The sequence below is a fragment of the Rhizobium sp. PRIMUS64 genome, from assembly GCF_023006465.1.
Lineage (GTDB): Bacteria > Pseudomonadota > Alphaproteobacteria > Rhizobiales > Rhizobiaceae > Rhizobium > Rhizobium leguminosarum.
Genome location: NZ_JALBGX010000153.1, coordinates 1 through 14,798 on the forward strand (window position 1 = coordinate 1; position 14,798 = coordinate 14,798).

The 14,798-nt window shown below is 62.3% G+C and carries 10 protein-coding genes and 2 pseudogenes; 6 read left to right on the forward strand and 6 right to left on the reverse strand.

Going from position 1 to position 14,798, the window contains the following annotated elements; translation table 11 throughout:
• Positions 1 to 205, reverse strand: a pseudogene (locus MOV76_RS33860) (glycosyltransferase family 1 protein); the annotation flags it as partial.
• 27 nt (positions 206 to 232) lie between these two features.
• Positions 233 to 709 carry a transcription elongation factor GreA gene (gene greA, locus MOV76_RS33865; protein WP_003541639.1) on the reverse strand — a complete coding sequence of 159 codons (477 nt, stop codon included), beginning with the start codon at positions 707 to 709 and terminating at the stop codon, positions 233 to 235.
• 253 nt (positions 710 to 962) lie between these two features.
• Between greA and MOV76_RS33870 the strand changes: the two genes are divergently transcribed.
• Together MOV76_RS33870 and MOV76_RS33875 are read left to right on the forward strand one after the other, a co-directional pair.
• A complete protein-coding gene (locus MOV76_RS33870) occupies positions 963 to 2,195 on the forward strand; it encodes a putative DNA modification/repair radical SAM protein (protein ID WP_018242996.1) in 1,233 nt (410 codons plus the stop codon).
• Positions 2,195 to 3,649 carry a UdgX family uracil-DNA binding protein gene (locus tag MOV76_RS33875; protein WP_018242995.1) on the forward strand — a complete coding sequence of 485 codons (1,455 nt, stop codon included), beginning with the start codon at positions 2,195 to 2,197 and terminating at the stop codon, positions 3,647 to 3,649. The genes MOV76_RS33870 and MOV76_RS33875 overlap by 1 nt, the downstream gene beginning before the upstream one ends.
• A gap of 77 nt (positions 3,650 to 3,726) precedes the next feature.
• Here MOV76_RS33875 and carB read toward each other — a convergent pair whose 3' ends face one another.
• Positions 3,727 to 7,215: a carbamoyl-phosphate synthase large subunit gene (gene carB, locus MOV76_RS33880; protein WP_247266160.1), complete on the reverse strand. Its 3,489-nt coding sequence runs from the start codon at positions 7,213 to 7,215 to the stop codon at positions 3,727 to 3,729.
• A gap of 269 nt (positions 7,216 to 7,484) precedes the next feature.
• The gene (locus MOV76_RS33885; RefSeq protein ID WP_247266161.1) at positions 7,485 to 8,261 is read right to left on the reverse strand and encodes a LytTR family DNA-binding domain-containing protein; all 777 of its coding nucleotides are present in this window, start codon (positions 8,259 to 8,261) and stop codon (positions 7,485 to 7,487) included.
• A 47-nt stretch (positions 8,262 to 8,308) separates the two neighbouring features.
• Here MOV76_RS33885 and MOV76_RS33890 point away from each other — a divergent pair, with 47 nt between their 5' ends.
• Entirely contained in the window at positions 8,309 to 8,782 is a 474-nt protein-coding gene (locus MOV76_RS33890) for a DUF2306 domain-containing protein (protein WP_247266162.1), read from the forward strand.
• Between the two features lie 882 nt (positions 8,783 to 9,664).
• On the forward strand, positions 9,665 to 11,962 hold the full coding sequence (locus MOV76_RS33895; RefSeq protein WP_247266164.1) for an autotransporter outer membrane beta-barrel domain-containing protein: 2,298 nt from the start codon (positions 9,665 to 9,667) through the stop codon (positions 11,960 to 11,962).
• Positions 11,963 to 12,021: 59 nt separating this feature from the next.
• Here MOV76_RS33895 and MOV76_RS33900 read toward each other — a convergent pair.
• Positions 12,022 to 12,311 (reverse strand): annotated as a pseudogene (locus MOV76_RS33900) (hypothetical protein).
• A 201-nt stretch (positions 12,312 to 12,512) separates the two neighbouring features.
• Between MOV76_RS33900 and MOV76_RS33905 the strand changes: the two are divergent.
• Entirely contained in the window at positions 12,513 to 13,433 is a 921-nt protein-coding gene (locus MOV76_RS33905; RefSeq protein WP_047618476.1) for a neutral zinc metallopeptidase, read from the forward strand.
• 53 nt (positions 13,434 to 13,486) lie between these two features.
• On the opposite strand, the gene MOV76_RS33910 is transcribed toward MOV76_RS33905, so the two are convergent.
• Positions 13,487 to 14,482, reverse strand: coding sequence for an aldo/keto reductase (locus MOV76_RS33910; RefSeq protein WP_247266163.1), 996 nt, complete (start codon positions 14,480 to 14,482; stop codon positions 13,487 to 13,489).
• 139 nt (positions 14,483 to 14,621) lie between these two features.
• Between MOV76_RS33910 and MOV76_RS33915 the strand changes: the two genes are divergently transcribed.
• A partial coding sequence (locus MOV76_RS33915) for a LysR family transcriptional regulator (RefSeq protein ID WP_247266165.1) occupies positions 14,622 to 14,798 on the forward strand: 177 nt, incomplete at its 3' end.

Genomic DNA, 14,798 nt, shown 5'->3' on the forward strand with positions numbered 1-14,798 from the left:
GCCGGCGCGCCGGCGGGCGCCAAAGGCCGAGGAGCTGCCGCCACTTCAGTTTCGGCAGGTCCTCCGGCAGGCCGGGGCCGAGTGTCGCGATCTTGATGCCGAGCCGGATCTGGCACGGGATGAGCTGGACGATCGTCGACGTGACGCCGGAGAGCCGGCGCTTGAAATTGGGCGCAATGATCTCGACGTCACGGATATCAGGCAAGGGAGGGGTCTCGCGGCTCGCGGGCGATCAGCCCCAGGAAACCTGGAGGATTTCGTAGGCCTTGGAGCCGCCCGGCGCGTTGACCTCGATGGAATCGCCGACTTCCTTGCCGATCAGCGCACGGGCGATTGGCGAGGAGATGGAGATGCGGCCGGCCTTGACGTCGGCTTCCTGGTCGCCGACGATCTGGTAGGTCTTTTCTTCCTCGGTGTCCTCGTCGATGAGCTTCACCTTGGCGCCGAACTTGATCTTGTCGCCCGACATCTTGGTGAGGTCGATGACCTCGGCGCGCGCCGTCAGGTCTTCCAACTCGCTGATGCGGCCTTCATTGTGGCTCTGGGCTTCCTTGGCGGCGTGGTATTCGGCGTTTTCGGAAAGGTCGCCATGAGCACGGGCTTCGGCGATCGCCTCGATGATTCGGGGGCGCTCCTCCTGCTGGCGCCAGCGCAGCTCTTCCTGCAGCTTGACGAAACCGCCCGGTGTCATCGGTACCTTTTCAACCATTTTTCTGTCCTTCAATCCTCGTATCCGCACAATCAGCGGCGAACACAAAAGAAAACAGGTCCCGAAGGGGAGCTTCGGAACCGTGCCACAATCTTAGTCGGACGCTTATAGCAGATCGCCAAGGCCGATTTCCAGAAAATTCGCATAAGAGAAACGCCGCCCGCCCCGATATCAGGTGGTGCGCCTTGAAAATGGGCAGAAATCCGATCGTCCCAATTGACTCCGCATAAGAGAACATATACTGAACATACTAATGAAGAAGTCGCTCACAGAACGCTTGGCCATCCTTTCCGATGCCGCGAAATATGACGCTTCCTGCGCTTCCAGCGGCACGGTGACACGTGATTCCCGGGCAAGTGGCGGGCTCGGTTCGACCGAGGGATCCGGCATCTGTCATGCCTATGCACCGGACGGGCGGTGCATTTCGCTTCTAAAAATACTGCTGACCAATTTCTGCATCTACGACTGCGCCTATTGCGTCAATCGCTCGTCGAGCAATGTCGAACGGGCGCGCTTTACGCCCGAGGAGGTCATCTGGCTGACGCTGGAATTCTACCGCCGCAACTATATCGAAGGCCTGTTCCTTTCCTCCGGCATCATTCGTTCGTCCGATTACACGATGGAAGAGATGGTCCGCATCGTCCGCGAACTGCGTGTGACCCATAATTTCCGCGGCTATATCCATCTGAAATCGATCCCCGAGGCGTCACCGCGTCTGATCGAGGAGGCGGGGCTTTATGCCGACAGGCTGTCGCTTAACATCGAGTTGCCGACGGACAACGGCATCACCCGCTTCGCGCCGGAAAAGAAGCCTGCCAATATCCGGCGATCGATGGGAGATCTGAGGCTGAAGATCGAGGCCGCCAGCGAACCGACGCTGCGGACGAAGAAGCGTCAACGTTTCGTGCCGGCCGGCCAGAGCACGCAGATGATCGTCGGCGCCGACGGGGCGAACGATGCGACGATTCTTGCGACCAGCGGCCGGCTTTACAGCAGCTACGGCCTGAAGCGCGTCTATTATTCCGCCTTCAGCCCCATCCCGGACTCGTCGAAAAATCTGCCTCTGATCAAGCCGCCGCTGATGCGCGAGCACCGGCTCTATCAGGCCGATTGGCTCTACCGATTCTACGGTTTCGGCATCGACGAGATCACCGCGAACCAGGCGGGTGGCATGCTCGATCTCACGCTCGACCCCAAACTTGCCTGGGCGCTCGCCAACCGGGCCGAGTTTCCCGTCGATATCAACAAAGCCGAGCGTGAACGGTTGCTGCGCGTGCCGGGTCTCGGCACCAAGACAGTCAAAGCGATCGTTTCGGCCCGGCGTTTTCGCCGGTTGCGGTTGGACGATCTCCAGCGGCTCGGCATTTCGATCAAGAAGGTCCAATCCTTCATCTCGGCGGAAGGCTGGTCGCCGCGCCGATTGATCGAGCGCCCCGACCTTCGCGCCATGTTCGAACCGCAACCCGAACAATTGTCGTTGCTGTGATGCGCCGGGTCGTGCTTACGGGACGCGGGGAGCTTGCCGAATGGCGCGACGCCGCGCGCGCTTTCGCGGCTGCGGGCATCCTGCCGGAAGAGATCGATTGGCGCGAAAAAGGCGCGGAGGCGGACCTTGCGTTTCAACGCGACGCCATGCCGCCGGCGCCTATCATGGCACGCAAGCCGATGACGGTGCCGCCCGCCTTCATCGAGCTCGCGCAGACAGTTCTCTGCCATTCCGACCCGGCGCGCTTTTCCCTGCTTTACCGTCTGCTCTGGCGGCTGCAACTGGACCGGCAACTGCTTGAAGTGGCTTCCGACGAGGACGTTGCCCGTGCCAGGCTGATGGCGAAAAACGTTCGACGCGACGCGCACAAGATGACGGCCTTCGTCCGCTTCAAGGAGGTTGGTGCGGTATCGGCTGACCGTCGAAAATTCCTCGCCTGGTTCGAACCGGATCACCATATCGTCAGGCGCACTGCCCCCTTCTTCCAACGGCGCTTCACCGACATGGACTGGCTGATCGTCACGCCCAAGGGATCGGCCGCCTGGGATGGCGAGCGGCTGACGATGAGCGACGAGCCGTGCGAAAAACCCAATCTCACCGATGCTGCCGATGAACTTTGGCGCACCTACTACGCCAGCATTTTCAATCCGGCGCGATTGAAGCTGAAGGCGATGCAGGCGGAGATGCCGAAAAAATACTGGAAGAACCTGCCAGAAGCCGATCTCATCCCTGGGCTAATCGCATCGGCGGAGAGCAAGGTGCGGGCCATGGCCGCACGAGAGGCGACCCAGTCGTTGCCTTTTCATGACCGGCTTCAGCAGGCGGCACGCAGCCTTCCCGCCGAACCTGAAGCACCGGCGGGCACGCTGGAAGCGCTGCGCGCGGAAGCTGCCGCCTGCACCCGTTGTCCGCTTCATGCGAAGGCGACGCAAACCGTGTTCGGGGAGGGGCCGCGCGATGCCGAGGTGATGTTCGTCGGCGAGCAGCCGGGCGACCAGGAGGATATATCAGGGCGCCCCTTCGTCGGTCCCGCCGGCAGGCTCCTCGATCAAGTGATCACTGAAGCGGGCATCGACCGCTCATCGCTTTACGTCACCAATGCCGTCAAGCATTTCAAATATGAGCCGCGTGGCAAGCGTCGCATCCATCAGAAGCCCAATATGGGCGAGGTAAAGCATTGCCGCTGGTGGCTCGATCTGGAGATGGCGCTGATCAAGCCGAAGCTGGTCGTCGCCATGGGCGCGACGGCGCTTGCGGCGCTGACCGATACGAAACAGCGGCTGCAGGATGTCAGGGGGAAAGCGATCGCGATCGACGAGAGGCGAACGCTCTTCGTGACGGTGCATCCATCCTATCTGCTGCGTATTCCCGACGAGCGGCTGAAAGCGGATGAACTGGCACGATTTCGCGAAGATATGCTGACAATTCAGCGCCTTATGCTGGCAGCTGCATAAACTGATTCCGAAGCCTCCGGCGACGCCGCAATGGCAAGGCTGGCGCCATCGCTCATCGAGCGATGGCGTTCCGTATCTCAGGCGAAATAGCTCTGCAGCGGCCGCACCTCGAGATTGCCGGCTTTTAGCGCCTTGATCGCCTGGGCGGCGGCCTCTGCGCCTGCCATCGTCGTGTAGTAGGGCACCTTCTGCATCAGCGTCGCACGGCGGAGCGACTTGGAGTCCGAGATCGCCTTGTTGCCATCGGTGGTGTTGATGACGAGCTGGACCTGGCGGTTGCGGATCGCGTCCTCGATGTGCGGACGGCCTTCGAGCACCTTGTTGATCTTGGTAGCTGTGATGCCGTTTTCGCCAAGGAAGCGGGCAGTGCCGCCGGTCGCCAGCACTTTGAAGCCCTGCTCGACGAGGATGCGGATCGCCGGCAGCACGCGCGGCTTGTCCGCGTCGCGGACGGAGACGAAGACCGTCCCGTCGCGCGGCAGCTCGACGCCGGCGCCGAGCTGCGACTTGGCGAAGGCCAGCGCAAAATCGGTATCGAGGCCGATGACCTCACCCGTCGAGCGCATTTCCGGGCCGAGCAGTGTGTCGACGCCGGGGAAGCGGGCGAAGGGGAAGACGGCTTCCTTGACGGCGATGTGCTTCAGCTTGCGCGGATCGGGCTTTTGCCCATAGGCGGCAAAGGTCGCATCGAGTTTCTCGCCGGCCATGACGCGGGCGGCGATCTTGGCGATCGGCGCGCCAATGGTCTTTGCGACAAAGGGCACGGTGCGCGAGGCGCGCGGATTGACTTCGAGAACGTAGACGGTGCCATCCTTGATGGCGAACTGGACGTTCATCAGGCCGCCGACATTGAGCGCCTTGGCCATGGCCTTGGCCTGGCGCTCCAGCTCGTCGAGCAGTTCGACCGACAGCGAGCGCGGCGGCAGCGAGCAGGCGCTGTCGCCGGAATGGATGCCGGCTTCCTCGATATGCTCCATGATGCCGGCGACATAGACATCGGTGCCGTCGGAGAGGCAGTCGACATCGACTTCGATGGCGTTGCTGAGATAGCTGTCGAAGAGCAGCGGGTTCTTGCCGAGCAGGGTGTTGATCTGGCCGGTCTTGTCGTTGGGATAGCGCTGCTTGATATCCTCAGGCACGAGTTCAGGCACGGTATCGAGCAGGTAGCTCTGCAACTGGCCTTCCGAATGCAGGATCTGCATGGCGCGGCCGCCGAGCACGTAAGAGGGACGTACGACCAGCGGGAAGCCGATTTCGGTGGCAACCATGCGGGCCTGCTCGACCGAATAGGCGATGCCGTTGTTCGGCTGATTGAGGTCGAGCTTCATCAGGAGCTTTTGGAAGCGGTCGCGGTCCTCGGCAAGGTCGATCATGTCAGGCGCGGTGCCGAGGATCGGGATGCCGTTCTTTTCGAGGGCCTCGGCGAGCTTCAGCGGCGTCTGGCCGCCGAACTGGACGATGACGCCGACGACCTCGCCCTTTTCCTGTTCTGCCCGCAGGATCTCGATCACGTCCTCGGCTGTCAGCGGCTCGAAATAGAGGCGGTCCGACGTATCGTAGTCGGTCGAGACGGTTTCCGGGTTGCAGTTAATCATGATCGCCTCATAACCCGCATCCTTCAGCGCGAAGGCGGCGTGGCAGCAGCAATAGTCGAACTCGATGCCCTGGCCGATACGGTTCGGACCACCGCCGAGGATGACGACCTTCTTGCGGTCGGAGACCAGCGCTTCGGAGCGGGCGGCGCCGACGAAAGGCGTCTCATAGGTGGAGTACATATAGGCCGTCGGCGAGGCGAATTCGGCCGCACAGGTGTCGATGCGCTTGAAGACAGGGCGGACGTTCAGGCTATTGCGCAGCTCGGCCACTTCCTTCGGGCGCTTGCCGGTTAGCGTCGCCAGGCGCGCGTCGGAAAAGCCCATAGCCTTCAACTTGCGCAGGTTAGCGGCATCATCAGGCAGGCCGTGCTCGCGGATCCGGGCCTCCATCTCGACGATCGCCTTCAGTTCGGCGATGAACCAGGGATCGATTTTGCAGCCTTCGTGGACTTCGGCTTCGCTCATGCCCTGGCGCAGCGCCTGGGCGACCATGCGCAGGCGATCGGGCGTCGGTGTGCCGATTGCGGCGCGGATGGCGTTCTGGCTGGATTCGCCCTCTTCAAAGCCGGGGATCTCGATCTCGTCGAGGCCCGTCAGGCCGGTTTCCAAGCCACGCAGCGCCTTCTGCAGCGATTCGGCGAAGGTGCGGCCGATCGCCATGACTTCGCCGACCGATTTCATCGCGGTCGTCAGCACCGGCGAGGCGCCGGGGAATTTCTCGAAGGCGAAACGCGGGATCTTGGTGACGACGTAGTCGATCGACGGTTCGAAGGAGGCAGGCGTTGCGCCGCCGGTGATGTCGTTATCCAGTTCGTCCAGCGTATAGCCGATCGCGAGCTTGGCGGCGATCTTGGCGATCGGGAAGCCGGTGGCCTTCGAGGCGAGGGCCGACGAGCGCGAGACGCGCGGGTTCATTTCGATGACGACGAGACGGCCGTCCTTCGGATTGACGGCGAACTGGACGTTCGAGCCGCCGGTCTCGACCCCGATTTCGCGCAGCACCGCGATCGAGGCGTTGCGCATGATCTGGTATTCCTTGTCCGTCAGCGTCAGCGCCGGCGCGACGGTGATCGAATCGCCGGTGTGGACGCCCATCGGATCAATGTTCTCGATCGAGCAGATGATGATGCAGTTGTCCGCCTTGTCGCGGACGACCTCCATTTCATATTCCTTCCAGCCGAGCACCGATTCCTCGACCAGCACTTCGGTGGTCGGCGAGGCGTCGAGGCCGCCGCCGACGATCTCGAAGAATTCCGAGCGATTGTAGGCGATGCCGCCGCCGGTGCCGCCGAGCGTGAAGGAGGGGCGGATGATGGCGGGCAGGCCGACATGGTCGATCGCCTGGGCGGCAATCGCCATGGCATGGCTCATGTAACGCTGCTTGCGGTCGCTCTCGCCGAGGTTCCACTGGTTTTCCAGCTCGTCCAGCGCCTTGTCGAGATCGGATCCGGAGAGGCTTTCGCGCAGCTTGTTGCGCTCGGCCTCGTGCGTCTTGCGGTCGAGGTCCTTGATGTCGGTGGCGTTCGCCAGCATCGAGCGCGGGGTTTCCAGCCCGATACGGGCCATCGCCTCGCGAAACAGCGCGCGGTCCTCGGCCATGTCGATGGCGGCGGGCTTGGCGCCGATCATCTCGACATTGTAACGGTCGAGCACGCCCATGCGCTTCAGCGAAAGCGCGGTGTTCAGCGCCGTCTGGCCGCCCATGGTCGGCAGCAGCGCATCCGGGCGCTCCTTGGCGATGATCTTGGCGACGACTTCGGGGGTAATCGGCTCGACATAGGTGGCGTCGGCAAGGCCCGGATCGGTCATGATCGTCGCCGGGTTGGAGTTGACGAGGATGACGCGGTAGCCTTCCTCCTTCAGCGCCTTGCAGGCCTGGGTGCCGGAATAGTCGAACTCACAAGCCTGGCCGATGACGATCGGTCCCGCGCCGATGATGAGGATCGATTTGATATCTTGGCGCTTCGGCATGAGTGCTTCCGTTTTCTGGCTGCGCAGAAAGCCGGCCAGGGTGGGAGATCACCGGGTCGGGTCGCGCATGCTGGGTCTTTTCAGGCTAGAAGCGGCTTATAGGCAAATGTATTTGCAAACGGAACCCCATAAATCGCGGAATCGACAGGAATCCAACACGGCGCGAAAGACTGTTTTCCATTAGACACGACCACCACCCGGATTTCGCCGCCGCCCTGCTTCCGGAAGAGCGAAAGCGGGAGTCCCGTCAAGCGCTTGGCGCGTCTTCTTTAGGTGAAGCGGCGGCGCACATCCTCGGCATTGCTGCGGCTGACCGGGATTTTCGTGCCGTCGCGGGTGAGGATCAGCAGCCTGCCATTGTCGCGTTTCAGGCTTTCGACATGGGCGTCGGCCACCCAGTGCGAGCGATGAACGCGAAGGCCCGGCGTTGCGGCGGTTTCCTTCAGTGCGTCGGCAAACCGCAGCAGCACCAGTTCGCGCCCGCGGCCGGTCACCACCTCGGTATAGTGATCCTGGACGGAAAGGCGCAGCAGCGGGCCACGGTTCTCAGGCTTCAGCCGGTCGAGGATCGAGGTGCCATGGCCGGTTTCCTCAGGTGCTGCGGCTTCGGCGATTTTCTGGCTCATCGCCATGTAGGTCAAAAGGCAGAAGAGGGCGCAGAGCGGCACCGCAAAAAGCGCGCGCTGCAGGCCGCTCTGCAGCGTGGTCGTTTCGCCGGTGAAGACATAGTCTACGAGGCCGATGGCAAAGCCGATCGGCAGGGCGGCGGCGAGCGAACCCGTCATCATGCGGGCGAACATGGAAACGATCACCTCCCGCAGCAGTTTTTCGGCCGCGACCGCGCAGAGGATGGCGATCACCCAGGCAAGGGCATGCAGGCTCAGCCAATAGGCGAGGCGTTCGCCGAAGGCCATGCTTTGCATCGTGCCGTAGGGGCCGGTGAAGGCAAAGAGCAGGACGATCGCGGCAAAGGTTCCCCAGAAGCGCCGGGAGTGGAGAAAGACCTGCAATTCGCGAAGCGTGGATTGCAAGAAGGGGTGAATCACGAAGTTTTCCTGCCGTTCGCGCGGTTCGGATTGAGGCAGATGAAGTCTTGGCGGAAAGAGCGATCGAATTCAACCGGATGCCGCTCATGACCCTCGAACCGCTCTTCGATGCCCCGCTCGCCGTTCAGATCCATGTCGCCGCTGTTACGCCGGCGGCCCTTCTCGGCGCCTATATCCTGCTGCGCCCCAAGGGCACGCCGCTGCACCGGCTGCTCGGCAGGATCTGGATGGTGCTGATGATTGTAACGGCAATATCAAGTTTCTTCATTCACCAACTCGATCTCTTCTACGGGTTCAGCCCGATCCATCTTTTGTCGATCGCAACATTATTCGGCAGCTGGAATGCGATCGCGGCGGCCCGCCGCGGCGATATCCGTCTGCACAAACGCATCGTCGCCGGCCTTTATTTCGGCGGCATCGTCCTTGCCGGCCTGTTCACTTTCGTGCCTGGCCGGATCATGCACGCGGTCGTCTTCACCGGAACGGAATCGCCGGCTGCCCTTGCTGCGGCGGTGATGTAACCCGCAAGAGCACATGGCACTAACCGGTATTATCTGGGAATTACCGGGAATTCGCGGGACCGTCTGATCTGTAAGGGGTTTTGGGGGGAAGCGGCGGAAGCGAGCGGAGAGTTTGCGCGCGAGATCTCGGCACTAAACGGCGGCCAGCGGCTGACCGGCCCAAGCGTTCAAATCGCAAGCCATTGAAAACTAAGGGATGCGGTCAACGAAAGTGGGACGGAAATTCAATTGGCAGAAAATGCGGCCCAACTTATAGAAAACCCTTGAGATTCAAGCGACCCGAAGACGAGGCCTTGAAGCGCGGGCAAAGGACGACCAGGGCGCGCCGCTCTTTCGCTTCGTCGGGGCCTACGACCTTAGCTAACCAAGATAATGGCGGCTGAACTCGCGGCCGCGTGCCGAGCGGTCCGGTGGCATTTTTCACCCGCGCCTGTGACAATTTCTGAACACCCGCTAGTTCTTTTCGCGACTGGGTTGTTAATTCCGGTTGAATCCCGTTTAGAGTCAATCCCTAAGAGTATTTTGAGGGGCGATATAATGCGGGCGGGTGTCTTATTTAACAGGAGAACTGCGGTAAGTGGCGCGGGAAGGCGTCGGTGGTCAGTTCGGCGACACCGGTACCTCTCGACTGTATCGGCGGCGGTGCTTGTGGTCCTATCCGCCGGGGCGGCTCAAACCGCTGACTGGCACGGCCTGACAAGCAGCGACTGGACGGACGGGAGTAACTGGTCGGGAGGCACCGTTCCTGGTGCCGGTGCAACCGTCAACATCAGTACGCCGGGTGCACCGGGCAATACACCGGCAATCCTCGGTGTCACCGGCCCGGTCAGCGTCTCGGTGGGTACTATAAATGTCGGCCAGAGCGCTACTGTGCCTGGGACTTTGACGATCCAGAACGGCAGCCGTCTGACCAGCACGGGCAGCTCCCGGCTTGGGGTACCAGCCGGAAGCGCCGGGACCGTCACTGTCACCGGCCCTGGATCGCAATGGAACATACCAAGCGGAACTTTTTATGTCGGCTTTTTCGGCATCGGCACGCTCAACGTTGAGAACGACGGACAAGTCACCACGGGGTCCAATACGGTGCTGGGTGGCAATGCCGTGTCGTCGGGCACACTCAACATCAGCGGCGGCGGCACGTTGCAGACGCTGTCCCTTCGGGGCGGCCCCGGCGGGAGCCAGGCCAATTTTGACAACGGAATTCTGCGCGCGGGGGCCAATAATGCCACCTTCATCAACAGTTTCAACGGTACTGAGCTCAATCTGCTCGCCGGCGGGCTGACGATTGACACCGCCGGCTTCGCGCTGGGCACCGACGCAGCGTCCGGGTTCACCGGCGTCGGCGGTCTGACCGTCACGGGTGGCGGTACTTTCAGCCTGCTGGCAAACAGCATTTACTCAGGCCAGACGCAGATCGACTTCGGCAGCAGCCTCGCCCTTTCCGGCGCCGGCGCCATCGCCAGTTCGAGCCGGGTTGTCGCCGACGGCACTTTTGACGTTTCCGCCTCTGCATCTCCTACCATCCAGAGCCTGGCCGGCAGCGGCACCGTGGCGCTCGGAGCCCAAACCCTGACGATCACCAATGCCAACGACACGTTCGCGGGCGTCATCGGCGGCACGGGCGGACTGAGCGTCACTGGAGGCAGGCAGACGCTTTCGGGCGTCAACGCCTATACCGGCGCGACGACGGTGAGCGGTGGCCGGCTTGCCGTCAACGGCTCGATCACCAGCCCGGTCACGACATCGGGAGCCGGCATTCTCGGCGGCACCGGCACGATCTTCGGCGATGTGATCAATGCCGGCACGATCGCGCCGGGCAATTCGATCGGCACGCTGACGATCTCCGGCAACTATACCGGCAGCGGCGGCACGCTCGAAATCGAGAGCGTGCTCGGCGACGATACGTCATCGACCGACCGCCTCGTCGTCACCGGCAACACGTCAGGCACAACCAGTGTCAAAGTGATCTACCTCGGAGGCGGTGGCGCGCAAACCGTCGAAGGCATCAAGATCGTCGATGTCGGCGGCACCTCGGCCGGCAGCTTCTCGCTGCTTGGTGACTATGTGTTCGAAGGGGATCAAGCCGTGGTCGCCGGGGCCTATGGCTATCGCCTTTACCAAGGTGGCACCAGTACCCCGGCTGACGGCGACTGGTATCTTCGCTCGGCCCTGCGCGATCCCTCCGGCACCGAGGTCGTGCCACTCTATGCGCCCGGTGTGCCGCTCTACGAAGCCTATGCCGGCGTGCTGCGAAGCCTCAATGAGTTCGGAACGCTGCGCCAGCGCACTGGCGGGCGCGAGGAGGACGACGGTCAATCGGCCGACGACGCCGGGAAGCCTGCCAGGGCGATCTGGACGCGCATCGATGGAACGCATTCGCATTTTGAGCCGGAGACCTCGACGGCGGGCACCGAATACGATGTAAATGGCTGGACGCTGCAGGCGGGCGTCGACGGAATGCTGCATGAAAGCGGAACCGGCGCGCTGATCGGCGGCGTGAGCTTCCATGTCGATACCGCCTCGGCCGACATTTCCTCGCGCTTCGGAAGGGGTGACATCGACACGACAGGCTACGGCTTCGAGGGCACGTTGACCTGGTACGGCAATAGCGGCTTTTACGTGGATGCGCAGGCTGGTGTGACCTGGTACAGCAGCGATATCAAATCCTCGACCCTTCGTACCACGCTTGCCGACGGCAATGACGGCTTCGGCTATGGGTTCAGCGTCGAAGCCGGCCAGAAGATCGCGCTGACGAGCCAGTGGTCGCTGACGCCGCAGGCGCAGCTAGCCTATTCCTCCGTGCGCTTCGACAGCTTCACCGATCAATATGGCGCCGATGTATCGCTCGACGACGGCGACAGCCTGACCGGCCGTCTTGGCATCTCTGCCGATTATGACGGCGACTGGAAGGATGCCTCCGGAAAGATCAACCGCGTGAAGCTCTACGGCATCGCCAATCTCTATCATGACTTCCTCAACGGCTCGGATGTCGATGTCTCGGGGACCAGCCTCGTCAGCGAGAACCAGGCGCTCTGGGGCGGCCTTGGCGTGGGCGGTTCGCTCAGTTGGTCGGACGACCGTTATGCGCTCAACGGCGAAGCCTTCGCCCGCACGAGCCTCAAGGACTTTGGCGACAGCAACGCCATCGGGGCGAAGGTCGGGATCAGCGTGAAATGGTAGAGGGGTGCCGCTCTCGTCACGCACATCGGTCGAGAACATGCTAGCGCTGCCTTAGTCGGTTATCGTCGATTTTCCGACCGGCCATGCAGTTCCAGCAGCTTTTCGTAGTGCTCCTCAACCTTACGGCAAGCCTCCCGCGAGGTTTCTTCCCATCCGCGGTGAGGCATCAAATGCTTTCGCACCCACGGTACGCGGGTGGCGTTCCACGACATGCCTGACTTGCCGTGGCTCGTTTGGTCCAACTGGATGCGGCCGAAAGATTGCTCGCCGTCGAACCCGCTGAAATCCTGATGGCCTTCTCCAGGCCATGTCTCGCGCCATTTAAGCGCGGTTGCTGCTGATCTTTCATTCCGCGAATTTAGCCGCATCTGCGATTTCGTCATCGCAACGGGTTATAACAGCGGCGGGACGATACACTACCGTCCGGGTGAGGAGAATCGCGCCGCCGACGCGGGCGCCTGATTGCCCGATGAAGTCGCTGGAATTCCAGCCGCCGACGGATATATAGACTCCTTGAGTGCAAGCACAGGCATTGCCGGGGAGAGCGAAGATGGAATGGAGAGGCCGGCGTCAGTCCGACAATATCGAAGATCGCCGCAGCGATCCGACCGGTGGCGGTTTCGGCCGCGGCGGCGGCTTTAATTTCCCTTCCGGCGGCGGCGTTCGCCGCGCCGGCGGCGGCCTCAGCATCGGTACGATCATCTTCCTCGTCGTCATCTATTTTATCTTCAAGGCGATGGGCATCGACCTGATGCAGGTGCTCGATACCGGCGGCACGACGAGCGGTCCCGGCTACGAGCAGAGCCAGTCCGGCGGAACACGCACGCCCGCCAATGACGAGATGACTGCTTTCATGCGTACCGTTCTTGCCGAGACCGAAGATACCTGGCAGGGCATCTTCCAGGCGCAGGGCCAGAATTACGAGGAGCCACGCCTCGTGCTGTTCTCGGGCTCGACGGCATCGGCCTGCGGCTCCGCATCATCTGCAACAGGCCCGTTTTACTGCCCCAGCGACCACAAGGTTTATCTCGATACCGAATTCTTCCAGGAGCTTTCCGACCGCTTCGGCGCGTCTGGCGATTTCGCCGAGGCTTATGTCGTTGCCCACGAGGTCGGCCATCACGTGCAGAACCTGCTCGGCATCCTGCCGAAGTTCAACCAGGCGCGTCAGCGCATGAGCGAGGCCGAAGCCAACAAGATGTCGGTGCGCGTCGAGCTGCAGGCCGATTGCTTCGCCGGCATCTGGGGCAAATATACCCAGCAGAAGGGCCTGCTGGAGTCCGGCGATCTGGAGGAAGCGCTGAACGCCGCCCAGCAGATCGGCGACGACTCGCTGCAGAAGCGGTCACAGGGTTATGTCGTGCCGGAAAGCTTCAACCACGGCACCTCGGAGCAGCGCGTCAGATGGTTCAAGCGTGGCTTCGACAGCGGCCAGTTGTCAGCCTGCGATACGTTCTCCGGCCCGATTTGAGGAGTAGAGAGAAGGGGCGCATGGCACAAGTCGCAGCCCCTTCCATCCCTTGCTTACTTCTCGCTGTCCATATGCTGCAGCATATGCTCGGGATAACGCCCACCCGCGGCAGCGTCTTTCGGCACGGCGCGTTCGATAACTTCGAAATCTTCTGGCGACAGGTCGACGGCGCGTGAGCCGAGCGCCTCGCTCAGTCGGTCGCGGCGGCGAGCGCCGATGATCGGGACGATATCCTTGCCCTTGGCGGCGACCCAGGCGATGGCGATCTGGGCGACCGAGACGCTCTTTGCCTCGGCGATCTCGCGCAGCTTCTCCACCAGAGCGAGGTTCTGCTCGATATTGCCTTCCTGAAAGCGTGGGCTGTAATTACGGAAGTCGCCTGCCGTCGCACTCTGGCCCTTCTGCCAGTGGCCGCTGATCAGGCCGCGCGACAGCACGCCGTAGGCAGTGATCGAGATGCCGAGTTCACGTGTCGTCGGCAGGATCTTCTCCTCGATGCCGCGTGAGATCAGCGAATATTCGATCTGCAGGTCGACGATCGGGGCAACAGTGGCGGCGCGGCGGATCGTATCGGCGCCGACTTCCGACAGGCCGATATGCCTGACATAACCCGCCTTGACCAAATCTGCGATGGCGCCGACGGTGTCCTCGATCGGCACGTTCGGATCGAGGCGGGCGGGGCGGTAGATGTCGATATAGTCGACGCCGAGGCGCTGCAGCGAATAGGCGAGGAAATTCTTGACCGCGACCGGGCGGGCGTCAATGCCGTTCCAGCCGCCGACCGGATCGCGCAGGCCGCCGAACTTGACGCTGATGACGGCGTTCTCGCGCCTGCGGCCCTTCAATGCCGCGCCGATCAACATTTCATTGTGGCCCATGCCGTAGAAATCGCCGGTGTCGAGCAGGTTGACGCCGGCATCGAGCGCGGCATGGATCGTCGCGATGCTTTCTGCGCGATCTGAGGGACCATACATGCCCGACATGCCCATGCAGCCGAGGCCGATGGCCGAGACATCAGGTCCGGTCTTTCCCAAACGATAGGTCTGCATTGTCTTCTCCTTCTTTGCGCCGGAGCGGCGCGCTATCGGACGTCCGCGCCGGGGCGGCGCTGCCGGACACCGTTTTAGCGCTTTCGTATTTGTGCGATAATCCGGATAGTGTCGAACAGGCCGTACGGAAAAATGCACAATGAGCGATCTTCCCTTGAGTGATCTGGATGCCTTCACGGCGATTGCAAGGGAGCGCAGCTTTCGCGCCGCCGCCCGCAAGCGTGGGGTTTCGGCCTCATCGCTCAGCGACTCGCTGCGGCGGCTGGAAGAGCGGCTCGGCGTGCGCCTGCTCAATCGGACGACGCGCAGCGTCACG

Coding starts and splice junctions, on each gene's coding strand:
- greA (WP_003541639.1), bottom strand. CDS start 709: ATGGTTGAAAAGGTACCGATGACACCGGGCGGTTTCGTCAAGCTGCAG.
- MOV76_RS33870 (WP_018242996.1), top strand. CDS start 963: ATGAAGAAGTCGCTCACAGAACGCTTGGCCATCCTTTCCGATGCCGCG.
- MOV76_RS33875 (WP_018242995.1), top strand. CDS start 2,195: ATGCGCCGGGTCGTGCTTACGGGACGCGGGGAGCTTGCCGAATGGCGC.
- carB (WP_247266160.1), bottom strand. CDS start 7,215: ATGCCGAAGCGCCAAGATATCAAATCGATCCTCATCATCGGCGCGGGA.
- MOV76_RS33905 (WP_047618476.1), top strand. CDS start 12,513: ATGGAATGGAGAGGCCGGCGTCAGTCCGACAATATCGAAGATCGCCGC.
- MOV76_RS33910 (WP_247266163.1), bottom strand. CDS start 14,482: ATGCAGACCTATCGTTTGGGAAAGACCGGACCTGATGTCTCGGCCATC.